The 18649-nt window shown below is 72.5% G+C and carries 13 protein-coding genes; 5 read left to right on the top strand and 8 right to left on the bottom strand.

Annotated features, from left to right (window positions below; genetic code table 11):
* Positions 1 to 10 precede the first annotated feature (10 nt).
* Positions 11 to 301, top strand: a complete 291-nt coding sequence (locus Dvina_RS32430) for a hypothetical protein (protein WP_223093096.1) — start codon at positions 11 to 13, stop codon at positions 299 to 301.
* 83 nt (positions 302 to 384) lie between these two features.
* Here the strand turns inward: Dvina_RS32430 and Dvina_RS55350 are convergent, their stop codons facing one another.
* Positions 385 to 1431 carry a methyl-accepting chemotaxis protein gene (locus Dvina_RS55350; RefSeq protein WP_223093095.1) on the bottom strand — a complete coding sequence of 349 codons (1047 nt, stop codon included), beginning with the start codon at positions 1429 to 1431 and terminating at the stop codon, positions 385 to 387.
* 317 nt (positions 1432 to 1748) lie between these two features.
* Here Dvina_RS55350 and Dvina_RS32420 point away from each other — a divergent pair, with 317 nt between their 5' ends.
* Entirely contained in the window at positions 1749 to 2207 is a 459-nt protein-coding gene (locus Dvina_RS32420; protein WP_223093094.1) for a hypothetical protein, read from the top strand.
* Between the two features lie 239 nt (positions 2208 to 2446).
* Here the strand turns inward: Dvina_RS32420 and Dvina_RS32415 are convergent, their stop codons facing one another.
* Positions 2447 to 3928: an arabinofuranosidase catalytic domain-containing protein gene (locus Dvina_RS32415; protein ID WP_223093093.1), complete on the bottom strand. Its 1482-nt coding sequence runs from the start codon at positions 3926 to 3928 to the stop codon at positions 2447 to 2449.
* A 65-nt stretch (positions 3929 to 3993) separates the two neighbouring features.
* Positions 3994 to 7329, bottom strand: coding sequence for a cellulose binding domain-containing protein (locus Dvina_RS32410; RefSeq protein WP_246655461.1), 3336 nt, complete (start codon positions 7327 to 7329; stop codon positions 3994 to 3996).
* Between the two features lie 253 nt (positions 7330 to 7582).
* Here Dvina_RS32410 and Dvina_RS32405 point away from each other — a divergent pair, with 253 nt between their 5' ends.
* The 3 genes from Dvina_RS32405 (at position 7583) to Dvina_RS32395 (ending at position 11567) form a co-directional block, all read left to right on the top strand.
* Positions 7583 to 8869 carry a poly(ethylene terephthalate) hydrolase family protein gene (locus Dvina_RS32405; RefSeq protein WP_223093092.1) on the top strand — a complete coding sequence of 429 codons (1287 nt, stop codon included), beginning with the start codon at positions 7583 to 7585 and terminating at the stop codon, positions 8867 to 8869.
* 131 nt (positions 8870 to 9000) lie between these two features.
* Entirely contained in the window at positions 9001 to 10386 is a 1386-nt protein-coding gene (locus Dvina_RS54635; protein ID WP_246655460.1) for a ricin-type beta-trefoil lectin domain protein, read from the top strand.
* A 161-nt stretch (positions 10387 to 10547) separates the two neighbouring features.
* On the top strand, positions 10548 to 11567 hold the full coding sequence (locus Dvina_RS32395) for a LacI family DNA-binding transcriptional regulator (protein ID WP_223093091.1): 1020 nt from the start codon (positions 10548 to 10550) through the stop codon (positions 11565 to 11567).
* Positions 11568 to 11649: 82 nt separating this feature from the next.
* Here the strand turns inward: Dvina_RS32395 and Dvina_RS32390 are convergent, their stop codons facing one another.
* The 5 genes from Dvina_RS32390 to Dvina_RS32370 all read right to left on the bottom strand — a co-directional run bounded on the left by Dvina_RS32390 (position 11650) and on the right by Dvina_RS32370 (position 18529).
* Positions 11650 to 13449 carry an RICIN domain-containing protein gene (locus tag Dvina_RS32390; RefSeq protein ID WP_246655459.1) on the bottom strand — a complete coding sequence of 600 codons (1800 nt, stop codon included), beginning with the start codon at positions 13447 to 13449 and terminating at the stop codon, positions 11650 to 11652.
* Between the two features lie 406 nt (positions 13450 to 13855).
* Positions 13856 to 14842 carry an Acg family FMN-binding oxidoreductase gene (locus tag Dvina_RS32385; RefSeq protein WP_223093090.1) on the bottom strand — a complete coding sequence of 329 codons (987 nt, stop codon included), beginning with the start codon at positions 14840 to 14842 and terminating at the stop codon, positions 13856 to 13858.
* A 151-nt stretch (positions 14843 to 14993) separates the two neighbouring features.
* A complete protein-coding gene (locus Dvina_RS32380) occupies positions 14994 to 17432 on the bottom strand; it encodes a bifunctional acetate--CoA ligase family protein/GNAT family N-acetyltransferase (RefSeq protein ID WP_223093089.1) in 2439 nt (812 codons plus the stop codon).
* A 103-nt stretch (positions 17433 to 17535) separates the two neighbouring features.
* Positions 17536 to 18177 carry an MgtC/SapB family protein gene (locus tag Dvina_RS32375; protein ID WP_223093088.1) on the bottom strand — a complete coding sequence of 214 codons (642 nt, stop codon included), beginning with the start codon at positions 18175 to 18177 and terminating at the stop codon, positions 17536 to 17538.
* Between the two features lie 82 nt (positions 18178 to 18259).
* The gene (locus Dvina_RS32370; RefSeq protein WP_223093087.1) at positions 18260 to 18529 is read right to left on the bottom strand and encodes a DUF1876 domain-containing protein; all 270 of its coding nucleotides are present in this window, start codon (positions 18527 to 18529) and stop codon (positions 18260 to 18262) included.
* Between the last annotated feature and the right edge of the window lie 120 nt (positions 18530 to 18649).

Below are 18649 nucleotides of genomic sequence, written 5' to 3'. Positions count from 1 at the left end.
AGGACACCGCATGCGTACCCGGATCATCGCCATCGCCGCACTCGCCACGACGGCCCTGGGCCTGGCCGCGACCGCCACGCCGGCCGCCGCCGCCAACGGCCGCGACGGGGTCACCGAGACCATCTGCCACGCCGACGGCCTCTACCTGCGCAGCGAGGCCAAGCCCGACGGCCACGCGGTCGACCACCTGGAGGACGGCTGGCACTTCGCGGTCTCCTACCACGCGGCCAACAACATGCTGTACGGCTACAGCCCGATCCTGAACCGCTCGGGCTACGTGATCGACGGCTACTTCTGCTGATCGGCGCGGACAGGGCCGGGAGCACGGATACGGCCCACGGGGTGGATGCGACGGCCTGTCGCGTCCACCCCGCGACCGCGCGGCTACGAGGGCTGTGCCATTGCCTGTCGCAGATCCGCGACCGCGTCCGGTGACGGGTTCAGGAACTGCAGGCCGATGCTGCCGTCATCGTGCTGGTGGACGACCTTGGCGGTGAGGCGCAGCGGCTCGCCGGTTGCGGTCAGGGGGAGTTCCACGGTGAGCGTGTCGCCTTCCGCGGGTCGCGGGCCGGCGTTGACGACGCACCGTAGGCCGCCTTCGCTGAGGTCGACCAGGGTCGCGTCACGGCCGGGGCCGAGCTGGACCGGGCCGCTTGTCAGGTGCCGCCGTTTGCCGCGGCGTTCCATCTCCTCGGTGACCCGGGCCATGGACTCGATGCGGGTGAGGGCCTGGTCGACGCCGTTCTCGAGCTGCGCGACGGTGCCGGACTGCTCGGCTACGACCTGTTTGACCTGGTTGGTGGCGTCACGGATGCCCTCGATGCCCTCGACCATGGCGGCGATGACAGTTGTCGTCTCGGCGGCGTCGCGCTCGAGCGTCCGGATGGTGTCGGTGATGTCGGCGGTGGAACGGGCTGTCTCGTTGGCCAGGTTCTTGACCTCGCCGGCGACGACGGCGAAGCCTTTACCGGCCTCGCCGGCCCGCGCGGCCTCGATGGTGGCGTTGAGGGCCAGGAGGTTCGTCTGGCCGGCCACGCCGCCGATGACTTTGGCGATGCCGTCGACGCGCCGCAGGCTGCTGGTGAACGCGCCGAGGACCTCGTTGGCCCGACCGGCGCGGCCGACCAGCTCCGCGGTGACCGCGTCCGCGGCGGAGACCCGCTCGTCGATCGACCTCCCGGACGTCCGGACGGCGCCGACCTGGTCGCGGACGGCGCCGAGCTCGTCGGTGATGCCGCTCGTCGTGTCGTTGACGACGGCCTGCGCGCGGGCGCGGATGTCCCGCTCGACCTGCTGCTGGCGGTCCCAGTCGCGATCCGGTAGGCCACCCCGGCGACGATCAGCATCGCGACAAGCACCCCGAGCCCGGTCCGGGTCAGCATCCCGGCGGTGAACGGGTTCGGCCGGGGTGCGCTGAGCTCGATCCGCCACCGGTTGACGTTGCCGGCACCGGCGTTCACGGCGGCGGCGGCGCGGACCGGCCCGGCGGCGTCCGGCCACGCTCCGGCCGCCGCGAACGGGCTGTTGAGGATCGGCGCGTCGGCGCCGGTGTCGGCGAGCACCTTGCCCAGGCCGACGTCGACGATGCGGGCGCGCATCCCGGGGCCCAGCGCCCGGCGCAGCTCCCCGCGTACGGCGTCGAGGTTGGTCTCGAAGTGCAGGATGGCGGCCTTCTGCCCGCCGACGATGATCGGCGTGGAGTTGGCGACAACCCAGCGGTCGCTGTCCGGCGACACGTACGGCGAGCTTTGGAACACCTCGCCACCGCCGACGGCGAAGGAGCCCCGGAAGAACGGATTGTCGGACTCGTCCGGCGACAGATCGGCCGGTGGCGCCGCGAGCCCTTTGACCTGCCGGGCGAGCTCCTGACCGGAGGCGGCGATGAAGCACGCCTCGTCGATGAGCTGCGGGTAGATCCCGTGCAGGCTGATCATCATCGCGTTGATCTGCGTGATGTCCTGCGGGCGGCGGCCCGGCTCGGCGAACCAGTCGACGAGCGCCGCGTCCTGCGCCGCGACGAGGAGCTCGTCGTGCCAGCGGCCGAACAGCTGGGCCAGGTTCTCCACCGCCTGCGTCGTGCGCCGCTGCACGTCCCGGTCGGCGTCGCGGTTCGCGGCCTGCTGGATCTGCACCCCGAGCAGCAGCACCGATCCGGCGATCGCGACGAGCCCGCTGACCATGATCCGCACGACAAGCGACCGGCGTAGCCCGCCGCTGCTGCCGTCCCGCCCGCCCGACCGCTGCGCCACCTGGCCCCCATTCACACCGCATGCACCGTCCGGCCCCTTCTTGGCCTTTCGGCCGGACAGTCGGCGTTGTGAGCAGTATCGGTACGCGGGCGGCCGAGCGGTCGCGGTGCCGGTGTGGAGCTGTCGCACCGAGCGGCGGGTGAGGCCGACCGCTCGGCGCGACAGCGGTGTGGGTCATTGTCCCGGCCGGGCCGGGATCAGGATTGGTACGCGGCGGCGGTGACGTCGCGCTGGACCGCGTTCTCGGTGGCGTCGGTGGGGTAGCCGGCGGTGATGGCGCCTTCGAAGAACTCGCCGACGCCGGTGTGGCTGTTGTCGCCGCCGGTGCCGAGCAGCAGTGAGCTGTCGTTCTTCATGGGTGAGTAGCCGTTGGGGAGGGGGCCGGAGAAGGTGGTGGTGAGGCCGCCGGTGGTGGCGTTGCCGTATTTGAGGGTGAAGTTGGTGGTGCCGTTGTTCTTTTCCCAGGCGGAGACGAACGGGTAGTGCACGCCGGAGTTGTTGGGGTCTTTGTTGGAGCCGGTGTTGGTGTGGTACATGCCGTTTTCGAGGTCGGCCTCGACCCAGGGGCCGGTGCCGACGCACGGGTTTTTCGGGTTCCCCCAGGTGCCGAACCAGCACGCGGTGCCCCACTCGATGGCGTTCATCGTGGCGTTGCCGGTGTCGGTGTGTGAGTTTTCGCCGCTGCCGTAGTCGAAGCAGCATTGGTCGTTCACGTAGTTGGAGGAGGTGATCATGTAGATGCCCTCGGGCTGGGCGCCGGTGGGGGCGTTCTTGGCGTGGTCGATGCGGTAGCCGACGCCCTGCGTGACCTTGATGCCGTACGCCTTGTGCCCGTTCACCGTGACGGGCAGGGCCTTGGCGTCCGCGCCGACGTCGGCGCCGTTGGGTCCGGGGCCCTTCCAGAAGCCGCCCCAGGAGATGGGCAGGTCGTTGTGGTTGCTCGTCTGGTCGTAGATCTTCGTGATCGTGCAGGCGGCGCTGCCGCAGAAGGTGTCCTGCGCGGCCGCGTTGGCCACGCCGCCGGCCGACAGCAGCCCCACGTCCAGATACTGCCGGTCGGAGCCGCGCTGGACCTGGTACAGCGGGCCGTTGTAGGCCGCGTACAGCGCCCGGGTCGTGCTGTGGGCGCCGATGCAGGGCGTGCCCCCGGCGGCGTAGAGGTCGCAGACCCGGTTGCCGGGTGGCGGCGTCGAGCCGGACGGCGAGACGCTGACGCTTGGCGAGACCGACGCCGATGCCGATGCCGAGACCGACGCGCTCGGTGAGGTCGTCGTGCCGGTGCAGGTGGTGCCGTTGAGGGCGAACGACGCCGGTACCGCGTTGCTGCCCGACCAGGCGCCGTTGAACCCGAACGATGTCGTGGCGCCCGTCCCGATCGCCGCGTTGTAGGCCACGTTGGTGGCCGTCGCCGCGGCGCCGGACTGGGTGACGGTGGCGTTCCACGCCTGGGTGACGGTCTGGCCGCCCGGGAACGTCCACGTCAACCGCCAGCCGTTCACCGGATCGCCCAGGTTGGTGACGTCGACGTTCGCGCCGAAGCCGCCCGGCCACTGGCTGGTGATCGTGTACGTGGCCCGGCACCCGGCGGTCGCCGCGGAGGCCGTGTGGGCCGCCGCCACCCCGGCACCGGCGAGCGCGAGGGTCGCGGCGGCGATCGCGCCGATCTTGTTCTTCTGCATGAGGCTCCTCACGAGTCAGGAGGACGGGCCCGCGAACGGGTCGGCCGCGGGCCCGTCGTGGCGGTTCAGGTACAGGCGGTCCCGTTGAGCGTGAACGCGCTGGGCGCGGTGTCGTTGGACGTCCACGTGCCCTGGAATCCGAACGTGGTGTTCGCGCCAGGCGGGATGGCACCGTTGTAGCTGACGTTTGTCGCGGTCACCGCGGTGCCGGACTGGGTGACAGTGGCGCTCCAGCCGTTTGTCACCTTCTGGTCGCCCGGGAACGAGAACTTGAGCGTCCAGCCGTTGACGGCACTGGTGCCGGTGTTGGTGATCGTCAGGTTGGCGGTGAAGCCGCCCGGCCACTCGTTGACCGCGTACGTCACGTGACACGTGCCGGTCGGCGTGGAGCCGGTGATCGTCCACCTGAAGGCGGCCGAGCCGGAGGCGCCGGTGGTGTCGGTGGCGGTGACGGTGACGGTGAACGACCCGGCCGTGGTCGGCGTGCCGGAGACGAGGCCGGTCGAGGGGGCGATCGACAGCCCGCCCGGCAGGCCGGTGGCCGAGTAGGTGAGGGTCTGCCCGGCGGCCGAGTCCGTGGCCTGCACCTGCACACCGCTCACCGCCGTGCCGACCGTGCCGGCCTGGTCGCCCGGACTGGTGACGGTCACCGTGTTGCCCGGGCCGTTGCCGGCGACCGTCCAGGTGAACGTCGTCGACCCGGCCGCGCCGGTGCCGTCCGTGGCGGTGACGGTGACCGTGAACGACCCGGCGGCCGTCGGCGTGCCGGAGATGAGCCCCGACGAGCTGATCGACAGGCCGCCCGGCAGTCCGCCGGCCGTGTAGGTCAGGGTCTGCCCGGCGGCCGAGTCCGTGGCCTGCAGCTGGACGCCGCCGATCGCGGTGCCGACGGTGCCCGTCTGGCTGCCCGGGTTGGTCACGGTCACGGTGTTGCCCGCCGGCAGGCTGTTGCCGCTCAGGCCGATCGTGACGCTGCCCAGCGACCTGCTCGTGCGGGCCGCGGCCCCGCCGACCGGGGCGAACGGCAGCGACATCGTCGGTGCCGAGGGCCGCTGGAGCAGATACGACTGGCCCGCGGTCACGGGGACGGTGAGCGTCGCGGCGGTGGTCGCGGCGACGACCGTCGCGCCGGTGGCGCCGTTGACCACCTCGGCCGACTGCCCCGGCCACGGGTTGCGCACCGTCATCGTCTGCGTGGAGCCCGCCTCGATCGCCGCGGTGGCCAGGGTGCCGCCCTGGACCTGGACGTCGACCTTGGAGCCGCCCTGGACGTACACGGTGCCCGCGACGTCCCAGCCCGCGGGCCAGGCCGGGGCGAAGCGCAAGGTGCCGTCGTAGTCGGTGGCCAGCGCCTCGTCGAGGGTGGCGGCGACGTTGGAGACGTGCTCGATGTACGGCTCGTCCAAGGATCCCGGATTCCAGGCGGCGAGCCCGGACGGGTACACCTGATAGGTCTTCGTGCTGTTCGTCAGTGTGGTGGCGACCTCGGAGGCCAGGCCGAGCCGGGCCGCCTGCACGGAGTCGTAGGTCCAGTCGGGGGTGTTGACGTACTGCCGGTGGCTGTAGGTGCGCCGGGCCAGCGCGGTGAGGTCGTCGCCGTTGACCACGGTGTTGTCGCCGATCACGCCGAACGGCCACACCGGCTCCAGCCCCAGGTTCTCCGTGTTGTGCGTGGCCGCGGTCGGCTGGTAGGAGTTGGCGATGACGTCGGTGCCGGACGCGTCGGCGGACGGGCCGAGCAGCTGGGTGTGCGTGGCCTGGTCGGTGCGGGCGTAGGGCCGGATCTGCCCGAGCGCCGTGCGCAGCCGAGACACGAGCGAGGCGTCGGTGCCCAGCAGGGTGGCCGCCTTCGCGGTGGCGGAGAACAGCGCCTGGTCGGCGGCGATGTCGGTGGTCGGGTCCTGGACCGCCCACTGCGTCTCGTGGGCGTTGTCGACCGAGTGCAGGTATCCGTCGGAGCCGACCGTCTGCCAGGCCAGCAGGAACGTCGCGGTCTGCTGCAGCACCGGGTAGTACCGCTGCAGGAAGGCGAGGCTGCCGGTGTCCTGGTACTGCTGCCAGATCCACAGCGCGATCTCGGCGCCGCTGGTGATGGTCTCGGCGTTGAAGCTCGGGCTGGAGGCCACGGCGCAGGATGCGTTGGAGTTGACGCCGCCGCCGTTGTAGTAGCCGTTGCCGTTGAACCGCATCGTCTCCGGCACGCAGGCCCCGGCCTTGCCGTTCATGTTCGCGCTGGTCCAGGACTGGATCGCCGGCAGGTCGTTGAGGTACATGTCGAAGATCGGCACGTTCAGCGCGAAGTTGCCCGAGGCCAGGTTCGCGCTGATCTGACCGCGCAGGTTCCACAGCCAGTATCCGGCCGGGTACCACGCCTGGTGGTCCCGGTTGAAGTTGTACAGATCGGCGAGGCCGGCCTGGCTGCCCGGGTACTGGCCGGTGTGCATGATGCCGGCCTCGAAGTACAGGTACAGGGTGTTGAGGTTCTCCATGTACTGCGCGGTGCCGTCCGAGGAGCTGGCCTCGATCAGGCCGCTGTGAGCCCAGTACTGGTTCCACCAGGCCGACTGCGTCGCGAGGAGGCTCGAACTGCTCGCCGTGGTGTCGGCGCCGATCAGCGCCGAGGCGGTGGAGACGGCGTTGCCGCCGGTCCACGACGGCGAGGCGACGACGATGCGGTACGAGCCGTTGCTGCTGGGGTTGAAGGCGACCTGGACCTGGGTGGAGTTGACGACCGACGCGGCGACGTTCTGCCCGCCGGCGGTGATCGCCGCCATCGTGCCGAACGTCTGGTTGGAGTGGCCGGTCTGCGAGTTGTCCGACCAGGTCTGGGCGAGGGCGGCGACGGCGCCCGAGGCCGAGGCCGTCGCCGAGCGCCCGCTCCACAGGTTGACGGTGGCCGTCAGCCGCGTGCCCGGGTTCGCTCCGGTCACGTCGACGATCAGCTCGTCCTTGCCGGCCGGCACCCAGGCCTGCATGGTCATGCCGCCGCCGGACTCGTGCAGGACGCCGTTGTACAGGTCGAGGTAGCCGACGAAGTTCGAGGCCGACGTCATCGTGGCCAGGCCGGGAATGTTCAGCTGGCCGGGGGAGAGCCGGTTGGGCATGGTGTCGCTGCGGTTGAGCTGCGCCGTGAAGCCGCCGGCGGCCCACGCGGCCACACCCAGGGCGCCGTTGCCCAGCGGCAGGAACTGCGTCGCCGACGTGTTGGGCCGGCCCAGCACCACATTGGAGCGCGAGACGATGCCGCCGACGTTCGTCGAGAACGCGCCGTTGTGCCAGGCGGTCGTCACGGTGGCGGCGCCCGCCGGCGTGCTCGGGCCGAACGCCACGGCCGACGCCGCGGCCAGGGCGACGGCGACCGCCGCCGCGCCCAGCCGTGACAGTTTCCAGTGAAGGGACACAATGCCTCCTCCAGCGCGCGGCCGCCTGACCGGCGGCTCGGCGTTCGAATCGATTACGTCATATGTTTTGTAGCGTGCCGACTCGGTGCACCGCGGCAAACCGGTCCATCCGGCCGGCAATACGGTAGTTTCTGTCCGGATATGCGCGTGTATCTTTCATCGACGCGAATTCGGCGTCGAGGTGCTGACGTATGATGAATTGCATCGACATGCATCAACGTCGGCGGCCTGGCCGCCGGAAGGAGGTGGCCCGATGCGAGCATGCGACACCGGGCGTGTGGCGCGGGCCCGGCGACGGTTCGCCGCACTGGCGGTCGCGCTCGGCGTGCTGGGGATGGCCGCCGTGACCGCGTCCCACGCCGCGGCGGCGGCCGGCCGCGCGGACCAGCGGGGTCCGGACCCGAGCGTCGCCGGCGTCGCCGCGACCTACGGGCCGTTCGCCACCGCCCAGCTCACCGTGCCGGCCGGCAACGGCTTCAACGGCGGGTACATCTACTACCCGACGGACACCAGCCTCGGGACGTGGGGAGCCGTGGCGATCGTGCCGGGCTACTCGGCCCTGTTCGCCAACGAGGAGGCCTGGATGGGGCCGCGGCTGGCCTCGTTCGGGTTCGTGGTGATCGGCATCGAGACGACCACCCGGACGGACGGCGCCGACGCGCGCGCCACGCAGCTGCTCGCCGCGCTCGACTACCTGACCCAGCGAAGCCCCGTCCGCGACCGGGTCGACCCCGGCCGGCTGGCCGTGATGGGCCACTCGGCCGGCGGTGCCGGCGCCCTCCTGGCGGCGATGCGGCGGCCGTCGCTGCGGGCCGTCGTCGGCCTGGCGCCCGGGTCGCCCACGGGGCTCTCCAGCCTGTCGACCGACGTGGTGCCCACGCTGTTCGTGGGCGGCCAGCAGGACCCCACCGTCACACCGTCCTATCTGGACAACCTGTACGCGACCCTGCCCGCCTCCACCCAGAGCGCCTACGTGCAGCTCGGCGGGGCCGACCACCTCTTCTTCACGCGGGCCAACGACGTCGAGATCCGCCGGCTGGTCCCGTGGCTGAAGCTGTTCCTCGACGGCGACACCCGCTACACGCAGTTCATGTGCCCCACGACGCCGGACACGACGGGCGTCTCCCGGTACAGCGCCAAGTGCCCGCTGGTGCCGCCGGGCGGCCCGACGGGCTCCGCGTCACCGTCGTCGCCGGGCGCCTCGAACTCGCCGTCGAGCCCGCCCGCATCGTCCTCCGCCCCCGGCGCCGCCTGCGTCGCGACCTACCGCACCGTCGGGCAGTGGTCCGGCGGCTTCCAGGGCGAGGTCACCGTGACGGCGGGCGGCCGGCCGGTCAACGGATGGACCGTCCGGTGGGCGCTGGGCAGCGGCCAGGCCGTCAGCCAGCTGTGGAACGGGGCGCTGAGCACCAGCGGCTCCGCGGTTTCGGTGCGCAACGTGTCGTACAACGGCGCGCTCGCCGCATCCGCGTCGACGACGTTCGGGTTCCTCGGCTCAGGCACGCCGTCCACGCCGGCCCTGTCCTGCACGAGCCCGTAGTCCCGCCCGGCCGGGTCGGCCCTCCACGCCCCGGGCGCCTGTCGTAAATCGAGACATTGACATGTTTTACCGGTACGCCTACGGTGCGAACGAATCGATTCGACAACAGGTGTCAGGGACGTGGAGGTGCCATGCGCACAGCATCCGCTCGATGGTGGCTCGCCCTCGCCACGCCGATAGTCACGGTCCTGTCGCTGCTGGGCGGTGCGCCCGCGCAGGCGGCGACCGCCACGATCACCCCGGCGACCACGTGGACCGACACGGCCGGCAACCGGCTCCAGGCCCATGGCGTGGGCATCTTCACGGTCGGCTCGACCTACTACATGGTGGGGGAGGACAAGGTCGCCGGCTCCACGTTCACCGCCGTGGCCTGCTACTCCTCCACCGACCTGGTGCACTGGACCCGGCAGGCCAACGCGCTGTCCCGCCAGGCCGGCGGCGACCTGGGGCCGGGCCGGATCGTGGAGCGGCCCAAGGTGCTCTACAACAGCACGACCCACAAGTACGTGCTGTGGGTGCACATCGACAACACCTCCTACAGCGACCAGCGGGCCGGTGTCGCGGTCAGCGACACCCCGTGCGGGCCGTACACCTATCTCGGCGCGACCCGGCCGCTGGGTCACCCGAGCCGGGACCTCGGACTGTTCAAGGACGACGACGGCACGGCGTACATGATCCACGAAGACCCGGCCGCCGGGATGCGCATCGAGCGGCTGTCCGCCGACTACACCACCGCACAGAGCACCGTCGCCACGTTCGCCTCGCTGGAGTCGCCCGCGATGGCGAAGGTCGGCGGCCGCTACTTCCTGCTCACCTCGCACCTCACCGGCTGGGGCACCAACGACAACGTGTACGCCACGGCCACGTCACCGGCCGGACCGTGGAGCGGCTTCACCAACTTCGCGCCGGCCGGCACCCGCACCTACGACTCGCAGACCTCCTTCCTGCTGCCGATCACCGGGTCCGCCGGCACCAGCTACGTCTACGTCGGCGACCGCTGGAACTCCGGCGACCTGTACTCGTCGCTGCCGGTCTGGCTCCCGATCACCCTGACCGGCGACGGCACCGCGGCGCTGAGCTGGTATCCGTCCTGGGGACTCGACACCGCCACCGGGGCACTCACCCTGCCGACCTACACCCGGGTGAGCGGCAACCAGTCCGGCCGGTGCCTCGACATCGCCGGCGGTGCGGCGGTCAACGGCGCCACGACGCAGATCTGGGACTGCGACGGGACCACCGATCAGACCTACACCCCGACCGCCGCCGGTGAGCTGCGGGTCTTCGGGACCAAGTGCCTGGAGGCGCGCGGGCAGGGCACTGGCGCCGGGACCGCGGTGCAGGTCTGGGACTGCAACGGCGGCGCCAACCAGAAGTGGATGCTGTCGTCCGACGGCGCCATCGTCGGTGTGCAGTCCCGGCTCTGCCTCGACGTCAACGCGCAGGCCACCGCCAACGGCACGAAGGTGCAGCTGTGGACGTGCAACGGCGGCAACAACCAGAAGTGGACCCGGCGGTGACTCCTACCCCGGCGACCTGAGCGGCGGCCCACCGGCGGCCCCTGTGCGCGTGCTTCCACGGCCGCACAGGGGCCGTCGCGTCGTTGACGCACCGCCCGAGCGTGACTACGTTGAGTTGAATCGATTCGACAAGCGGACCGCGCGGCGGGTGACGGAGCGCCATGGACATCGGAGAGATCGCCCGCCGGGCCGGTGTGTCGCGCAGCACGGTGTCCTATGCGCTCACGGGCAACCGGCCGGTGTCCGAAGCGACCCGCCGGCGCATCCAGACCGTCATCGACGAGCTGGGCTTCCGCCCCAACGCCGCCGCCCGCGCGCTCAAGGAGGGCCGGACGCGCACGCTCGGGCTCGTCATCCCGGCGGCCGGCCGGCGGCTCACGGACATGCAGCTGGGCTTCGTCGCCACCGTCGTGGAAGCGGCCGCCGGGGCCGACTTCGACGTGCTGCTGTCGCCGTCCGGAGGCGACCATGACCGCTCGTTCGAGCGGATCGTCACCGGTCGCCGCGTCGACGGCGTGATCCTGATGGAGATCCGGCTCGAGGACGACCGGGTCTCCCGCCTGCGGCGCAGCGGCCTGCCGTTCGTCGCCATCGGCCGCACCCGCGACACGGCCGGCATGTGGTGGGTCGACATCGACTACACCGCACTCGTCTCGCGATGCGTGCACCACCTGGCCGACCTCGGCCACCGGCACATCGCCCTCGTCAACCGCTCCGCGGAGCTCATCGCCGCCGGCTACGGACCGGGCCACCGGGCGCTGGCCGGCTTCAGCGAAGCCGTCGCCGAACGCGGCGTCGCCGGCCTGGACGTGTGCTGCGGCGACGACGCACCGGCCGGTGAGGCGTGCGTCGAGCGGCTGCGCGCCGAGCACCCCGAGGTCACCGCGCTGGTGAGCGTGAACGAGGCCGCACTGCCCGGCATCCAGCGCGGTCTGGAACGGGCCGGCCTGGGCATCCCGCGCGACTTCTCGGTCGCGGGTGTGGCCGCCCGGCACTGGGCCGAGGACTTCCGGCCGCCGCTTACCGCAGCGGACGTACCCACCCACGACATGGGCGCCCGAGCCGTCGAGCTGCTGCTGGAGCAGGTGAGCACCCCGACGGCGTATCCACGGCACCTGCTGCACACCCCGCCGATCTCGCTGCGCAGCAGCACCGGACCGGCTCCCCGGCCCGCGACCTGACGGGCGTCCCGCGGCCGGGAGGCCGGTCGGCGTCGATGGGTGTCCCCGACGCCGACCGGCCTCCCGGTCATCGATGCGACTGTCAGCTGCGCGTACTCCACTTCTGGTTGGCGCCGTTGAGGCACTGCCAGAGCTGCACCTTCGTCCCGTTGGCGGTGCCGAAGGCGCTCGCGTCCAGGCACAGCCCCGACTGCACGCCGGTGATCGAGCCGTCGCTGTTGAAGTTCCACTGCTGGTTGGTCTGGCCGTTGCAGTCCCAGATGATCGCCGCGGTGCCGTTGCTCGTGCCCCGGCCGCTGGCGTCCAGGCATTTGTTGCCGTACACCTGCAGCTGCTTGCCGGAGGTGTAGGTCCACCGCTGCGACGACGCGCCCGTGCAGTCGTAGAGCTGCGTCTGGGTGCCGTTGGCGGTCGTGCCGTTCGGCACGTCGACACACCGGCCGGACTGGCCGCCGACCAGCTCCACCCCTTGCTGCCCGCCGGTCGTCGCGGGGGTCACGTAGACGGCGAACGCGTCGTGCGACGCCTGGAAGGTCAGTGGCACGTTGATGGCGCCGTTGGCGACGGTCATCGTCTGGTCGAGCACGACCTGCGGTGCGCCGAGCGCCGCCTGATCCGGGATGCGGTCGACCACGACGTGGACGCTGCCGTTGCCGGCCAGCCAGGTGTTGGCCGAGACGCCGTTGAACGTCACCGTCGCGCCGCCGGTGTAGCCGTTGCTGTCGCCGATGATCGCGACCGCCCGGCGGTTGCCGCTGTCGATCGAGGCGGAGATCGCGGTGCTGCCGACCTGCCCGGAGGTGTTGACCAGGGTCCCTGTCATGTCGGCGTAGGAGCGCATCGCCCACCAGTTGCCGCTGGTGGTCCAGGCACCGTTGCTCTGGGTGAGCAGGCCGGTCAGGTTCGGCGTCATGCAGCACACCCAGTTGCCGCGCATCGCGTTGCTGTAGCCGGACTGGGCGAAGCGGGCCAGGTACCACGCGGTGACGCCGGCCGTCTGCCGGTCGGCGGGCTGGTACTCGTTCGCCGACAGCGGCCGGGCGGCGATGCCGGCGGACGACAGCTGGCTGTTGAGGGCCTGCGCCACCGTCACCGGGTCGTCCACGTCACCCTCGTCGTGATTGGTGATCCAGTCCGGCACGGTGGCCGCCGACTTCACGTGGTTGAGGAACGTGCTCCACTGCGACGGCCGGGCCTGCGGCGTGTAGGCGAACGACGGCCCGACGATCTTCGCAGCCGGAGCGACCCTGCGCAGCTCCCGGTAGGCGGTGTCCCACATCTGGAAGTACTGGGTGCTGTTGACCCCGGCCTTCCAGAACACGGAGATGTCCGGCTCGTTGTCGATGTCGTAGGCGAACGGCAGCCCGCTGGCCTGCAGGGCGGCGACCGTGGTGTCGATGAACGTCGACCAGTTGGAGCAGTTGCCGTTGTCGCACGGGTAGACGGTGTTCGACGGCTGGCCGCCGTTGAGGCCGTACAGGTCGCTCAGCAGCACCTGGTACTGCGGATGATCGCCGACCTGGTTCAGCCGTCGGGCCTGGGCGATGATGGAGGCGATGTCGGCCTGGGTCGCGGCGCCGTACTGGTAGTTGTCCTTGATCCAGCCGCCGGAGAACCATCCGCCGCCGCGGAACGCGTTGAGCTTGAGCGGCTGGATGAACTGGTCCGCCGGTTGGGTGCCGTCCTGGTTGATGCCGTACAGGATCCCGGCACCGACGAGTGTCGACGTTCCCCGGCTCGAGGCCAGGTCGACGCTCAGCGCCGTACCGGCGGCGGCCTGGCTCGGCCCGGCCGGGCCGAGCGGAACGGCGGCCGCCAGGATCATGCCGATCACGATCGAGGCTCTCGTGAGCAGCCGGCTCCGTGCTCGTTCGGATTGCATCGATGTCTCCTCCTGTGCGCCGCTGTTCGGCGCGGGGTGTCGTCGTGGCTCCGGATGCACCTGGGCCCGGCCCACGCGGGTTCCCGGGGCGAGTCGGCGGCTCGTCCCGGGCGGAGTGGATCGTCACCGGCCCGAGCGACGGGCGGTCATGCGTCAGGTGAGGCAGCGCGGCGCCACGCGCGCACGCGCCCTCGCCTCCTGCGGTGCATGACAGGGCATCGTCGAACCGATTCGTTCACACCGTAGATAACCACCGATGCCGATGTCAACGGGTCGGGCCTGGCGCGCGTACGGGCCAGGGCTGCGGCCCTGGCCCGTACGGTGAAACTCTCACGCGCCGGGCGATCGCAGCGGCTCAACCCCGGCGCGAATCGGTTCGCTCGCGGGGGGAGCGGCCGGGGTGACCTCAGGCGAGCAGGACGTCGTGCAGTGGTCGGCGGGGCGTGAAGGCGCCGATGCGGCGGGAGTACCCCAGCCGCACGATCGCCTGCGCCGGCCGGCCGCTCGCCGGATCTCTGAGGCCGTCGCGCAGCTGCGGGATCTCCAGCGGCTGCGTGAGCAGGCTGCTGGACAGCCCGCGCGCGGTGGCGCTGAGCAGGACGCGCTGCAGCGCCTGACCGGCCTGCAGCCAGTGCCGCGGGCTGTCACCGGTGTAGAGCACCGCGATCGTCGGCCGGGCCTCGAACTCGGCCGAGGAGCGCTGCGCCGCCGGCCGCAGCAGCCCGAAGTCGCGCAGCGGCAACGCGTCGTCTGCGCTGCGGGGGCCCGTCGCCAGCCTCGGGATGCCGTCGCGGCGGTCCGGTACGTCAAACGTCCACTCCGCGAGCTCCCGGCGGTAGTCCGGGTCGGGCCGCCAGCGCTGCTCCGCCTCGCGGGTCACCGCCAGCACCTGCGTGCGCAGGTTGGGGCCGGCCGGCCGGAGCACCGCGCCCTCGGCCGCCGCCGCGGCCGTCAGCTCCGCCAGGATGCCGTTCGGCACGGCCAGGTCGGCGAAGGGCCAGCGGATGCTGTGCCGCCGGTGGATCGCCCGGGCCAGGGCCCGCACCGTGGCGGACACCGGCGCCGGCGGACCCAGCGACACCCGGGCCGCCAGCAGCTCGGCCGCCGGGACGGGCCGCAGGCGCAGCAGCGGTGTGCGGCCCCGGTAGGCCAGGGCCACCCGCAGGTTGAACAGCGCGGCGCCGACGCTTATCCACATCTCGCGGCCGGTCGGGTCCGCAACCGTCAGCTGGCGCCCGATGTCCGCGTACACGTCGAGTCCGCCCTGCCGCAGCCGGAACAGCCACGGCTGGCTGTTGTGCAGCGACGGCGCCATGACAGTGAGGCTCAGGCAGTCACCGAGCATCGAGCCCGGCTCCAGCAGCGGCCGGCGCGGCCGATCGTTGACCAACACGACGACACCTCCGTACACCACCCGCACGGGCGGCCTTGGAGATCACCCTGTCCGGTCCGCGCGTTTCGGGACAGGGGCGTCCGGCCCGCCCGGCTCGCCGTTCGCCCCGCTGGCCCGCACCGGAGTGGGCCAACCACGGCGTCGCCGGGCGCTATGCGCTCAGCTGCCGCACGTAGGCCTCGGGCTCGTCGCCGATCGCGGCCAGCCGGAGCCGCACGTCGACGACGGCGCAGCCGTCCGGCCCGGCCAGCACGGGATCGAGGTCCAGCGCGGCGATCTCCGGGAAGTCCTCGGCGAGCCGGCCGAGCCGCAGCAGCAGGTCCTCCAACGCGGCGGTGTCGGCGGCCGGTGCGCCGCGGCGGCCGGTCAGCAGCGGGGCGGCGCGCAGTGTGCGCCACATGGTGCGCGCGTCGCGGTCCGTGACCGGCAACAGCCGCTGGACCCGGTCGTCGAGGACGTCCGCGTGCACCCCGCCGAGCCCGAGCATGACCAGGGAGCCGAACAGCGGGTCGTGCGTGATACCGGCGACGAGCTCGACGCCGGGCACGGCCACCGGCTGCCCGGCGACGGCGGGCCCGGCGGCGTCGGTCGCCGCCCGGGTGTCCACCGTGGCGATCCCGTAGCCGGCCAGCAGCGACCGGCCGACCGCGGGCGGCTGCCGGCCGGCGCCGGCGGCGAGCGCCCGCTGGACGAGGCTGCGGGCCCCGGCCGTGTCGATGCCGGCGAGCCGGGGGCGCTCGCCGAGCGGCTCGCGGCGCCAGGTGGCGTACTGCGCGGCGCGGCCCAGCGCCCGGACCGCCGGCTCGGGCAGCTCGAAGACCGGCACCTGCCGGTGGCCGAGGCGGCTGGGCGCCCCGTCGGCTCCGACCGCGACCACGACGGCGGGCAGGTCCGGGTGCTCGTCCAGCACGGCGGCGATTGCCGGCAGCGCGGCGGTCCAGTCGTTGGTCCGGGTCGCGACGAACGTGACGACCAGCAGGTCGGCGTCGCCGGAGCCGGCGGCGTCGCGGACCGCGGCCACGAGCGCCTCCGCGGTGGCTGCGGCGCCGAGGTCGGCGGGGTTGGGGGCCGGGCCGACGCGGTCGGGCAGGACGAGCGAGGCCGCCTCGGCGGCGTCGGCGGCCAGGACGTTGAGCCCGCCGGCGTTGCCGACGACGGCGAGGCGGTGCCCCTCGGGCAGGGGCTGGTCGGTGAGCACCCTGGCCGCGTCGAGCAGCTCGCCGAGCGTGTCGGTGCGGACCACCCCGGCCTGCTCGAACAGCGCCGCGACGGCGTTGTCCGGGGCGGCCGGGCGAGCGATCCCGGCGCGCCGGCCGCTCGCGCAGCGCCCGCTCTTCACGGCCAGGACGGGCTTGCGGCGGGCCAGGGCGCGGGCGGTCCAGGCGAACCGGCGCGGGTTGCCGAACGACTCGAGGTAGAGGGCGACGGCCCGGGTGGCCGGATCGTCGTACCAGTACGCGAGCAGGTCGTTGCCGCTGACGTCGGCCTTGTCGCCGAGCGACACGAAGCTGGAGATGCCGGCGCCGGACCGGGCGGCCTCCTGCAGGATGGCCACACCGACCGCGCCGGACTGGGTGGCCACCGCCAGGCCGCCCCGGATCGGCGCGGCCGGGCTGAAGGCGGCCGTGAGCCGTACCGCGGGATCGGTGTTCATCACGCCGAGGCTGTGCGGGCCGACGATGCGCATCCCGCGCTCACGGGCCGCGTGCACCATGTCCGCCTGCGCATCCGGGCCGATGCCGTCGGTGAGCACCACGGCGGCGCGCACGCCGGCCGCACAGCACTGCCGGATCACCTGCGGCACGGCCGCGGCCGCAACCGCGACCACCGCAAGGTCGACGGGCGTGCCGATGCGGTCCACCGACTTGAACGATGCCACGCCGGACACCTCGTCGGCGTGCGGGTTCACGGCGTAGAGCGCGCCGGGGTAGCCGCCGTTGCGCAGCGCGGCGAGGACCTCGTGACCGATCCCGCCGGGGCGCCGTCCCGCGCCGACGACGGCCACCGAGGCCGGCGCGAGCAGCGGGCGCAGCGAGTGATGCGCGGCCGTGCGGTCGCGGGCGGCGACCGCGGCCAGCGCCGCCTCGTCCGGCAGGGTGGGGACGCGCACATGGACAGCGCCGTTCTCGACCACCAGGCTGCGCACGACATCGGGCGACAGGTCACGCGACACCTTGATCATGGCGGTGTTCTCCGGCAGGATCTCGCCGACCAGCTCCGCGATGCCGGCCCGCCGGGCGGCCACGGTCAGGCACTCCAGCAGCAGCGTGCCGAGGCCCTCGCCGTGATGGTCGTCGGCCACGACGAGGGCGAAGTCGGCCTGATCGGCGCTGACCCGCTCGTACGATCCGGCGCCGAGCACCGTCCCGGACTCCTCGACCAGCAGGCCGAGGTGCTCGGGCCCGGCCGGCCGCACGAGCCGCCGCACCTCGCTCTCCAGCGCCGCCCCGGCGCAGAAGAACCGCAGATAGCGGTTCTGCGGCGAGAGAGCCTGGTGCAGGGCGAGCAGAGCCGGCGCGTCATCCGGACGGATGCTGCGGATGCGCACCACCCGGCCGTTCATGGTCAGACAGTCGATGGCGTCGGACATCGGGGGTACCTCCCTGCCGTCCACTGTGGCCCGTCACCGCCCCGCGCGGACCGGCCGAAGGTCCCCGGTCGCCGCACCGCACGTCCCGAGGCGCCGCCGCCGGTCAGCTCGAGATGTCCACGCCGGCGACGCCTTGCACCCGCAGGATCGACCCGGCGAGCTGCGGCAGCGTCACGCCCGCCGGTGGCCGTGCGGTCAGCTCGATGACCTGGTGCCGGTCCTCGTAGCCGATCTGGATCACCTTGAGGCGCGGCAGCACCTCCTCCACCGCGCGCGCGGCATCGTTCACAGGCTCACCCGGCCGGAGGGACACGCGCATCACGATCGTGCGCCGCAGCGGCAGGAAGCGCCACTCGAGCTGCTTGACCAGCCACAGCACGGCGATGGCGAGAGCGGTCGCCACGGCGGCTGTCCACCAGGCCCCCAGGCCGATCGCGACGCCGGCCGCCGCGGTCACCCACAACGACGCCGCCGTGGTGAGGCCGCGGACCGTGACGCCCTCCCGGAAGATCACACCGCCGGCGAGGAAGCCGATCCCGGTGACGACCTGGGCGGCCAGGCGGGCCGGGTCGGAGCCGGTGAGCCCGGCTCCGGCGATGGCGAACACCGCGGCCCCGACCGACACCAGCATGTGCGTCCGCAGACCGGCGGGCTGGGCTCCGAACTCCCGCTCCAGGCCGACGGCGGCGCCGAGGACCGCGGCGGCCAGGATCTGCCCGGCGACCAGCAGTCCGTCTGCGAGCATGCCGTCCTCCACGTGCGCGGGGCCGACAACGGCGGGGCGAGGGGTCCACCGGGCCGCGGTGGGGCCCGGTGGACCGGATGAGCTACCAGGTGAGGTGGACGGGCTGCTCCGCGACCGCCGCGACATCGGCCGCGGCCGTCAGCAGCAGCCGGTGGCCCAGATCGCTCAGCGCCCGCGCCGCCGCCAGCTCGTCGCCGATCGCGGGGATGTCGTCGTCGGCCGGGTTGAGCCGGGCCTGCCCGGTGCCGACGAGGTGGGTGCCGTCCTTCGTGTCGAGCCGGGCCACGGCCGACGTGTTGCCGTGGTCCTCACCGATGAGCACTTCAACCGTCCATCGCTTCGATACCGGCATGATGACCTCCGAATCACGCTCACGACCGGGTGCCGGTCGGCCGATGCGAGCGTCCGGGCCGGGGTAGACGATGGTGCGCCGTCCGGCCTGCCAAGAACGCGTCGCGTCGCCACCATGCCT

The organism is Dactylosporangium vinaceum, assembly GCF_019904175.1.
GTDB lineage: Bacteria > Actinomycetota > Actinomycetes > Mycobacteriales > Micromonosporaceae > Dactylosporangium > Dactylosporangium vinaceum.
Note: the sequence above shows the minus strand (reverse complement) of the source record. Positions and strands in the feature narration are given on the sequence as shown.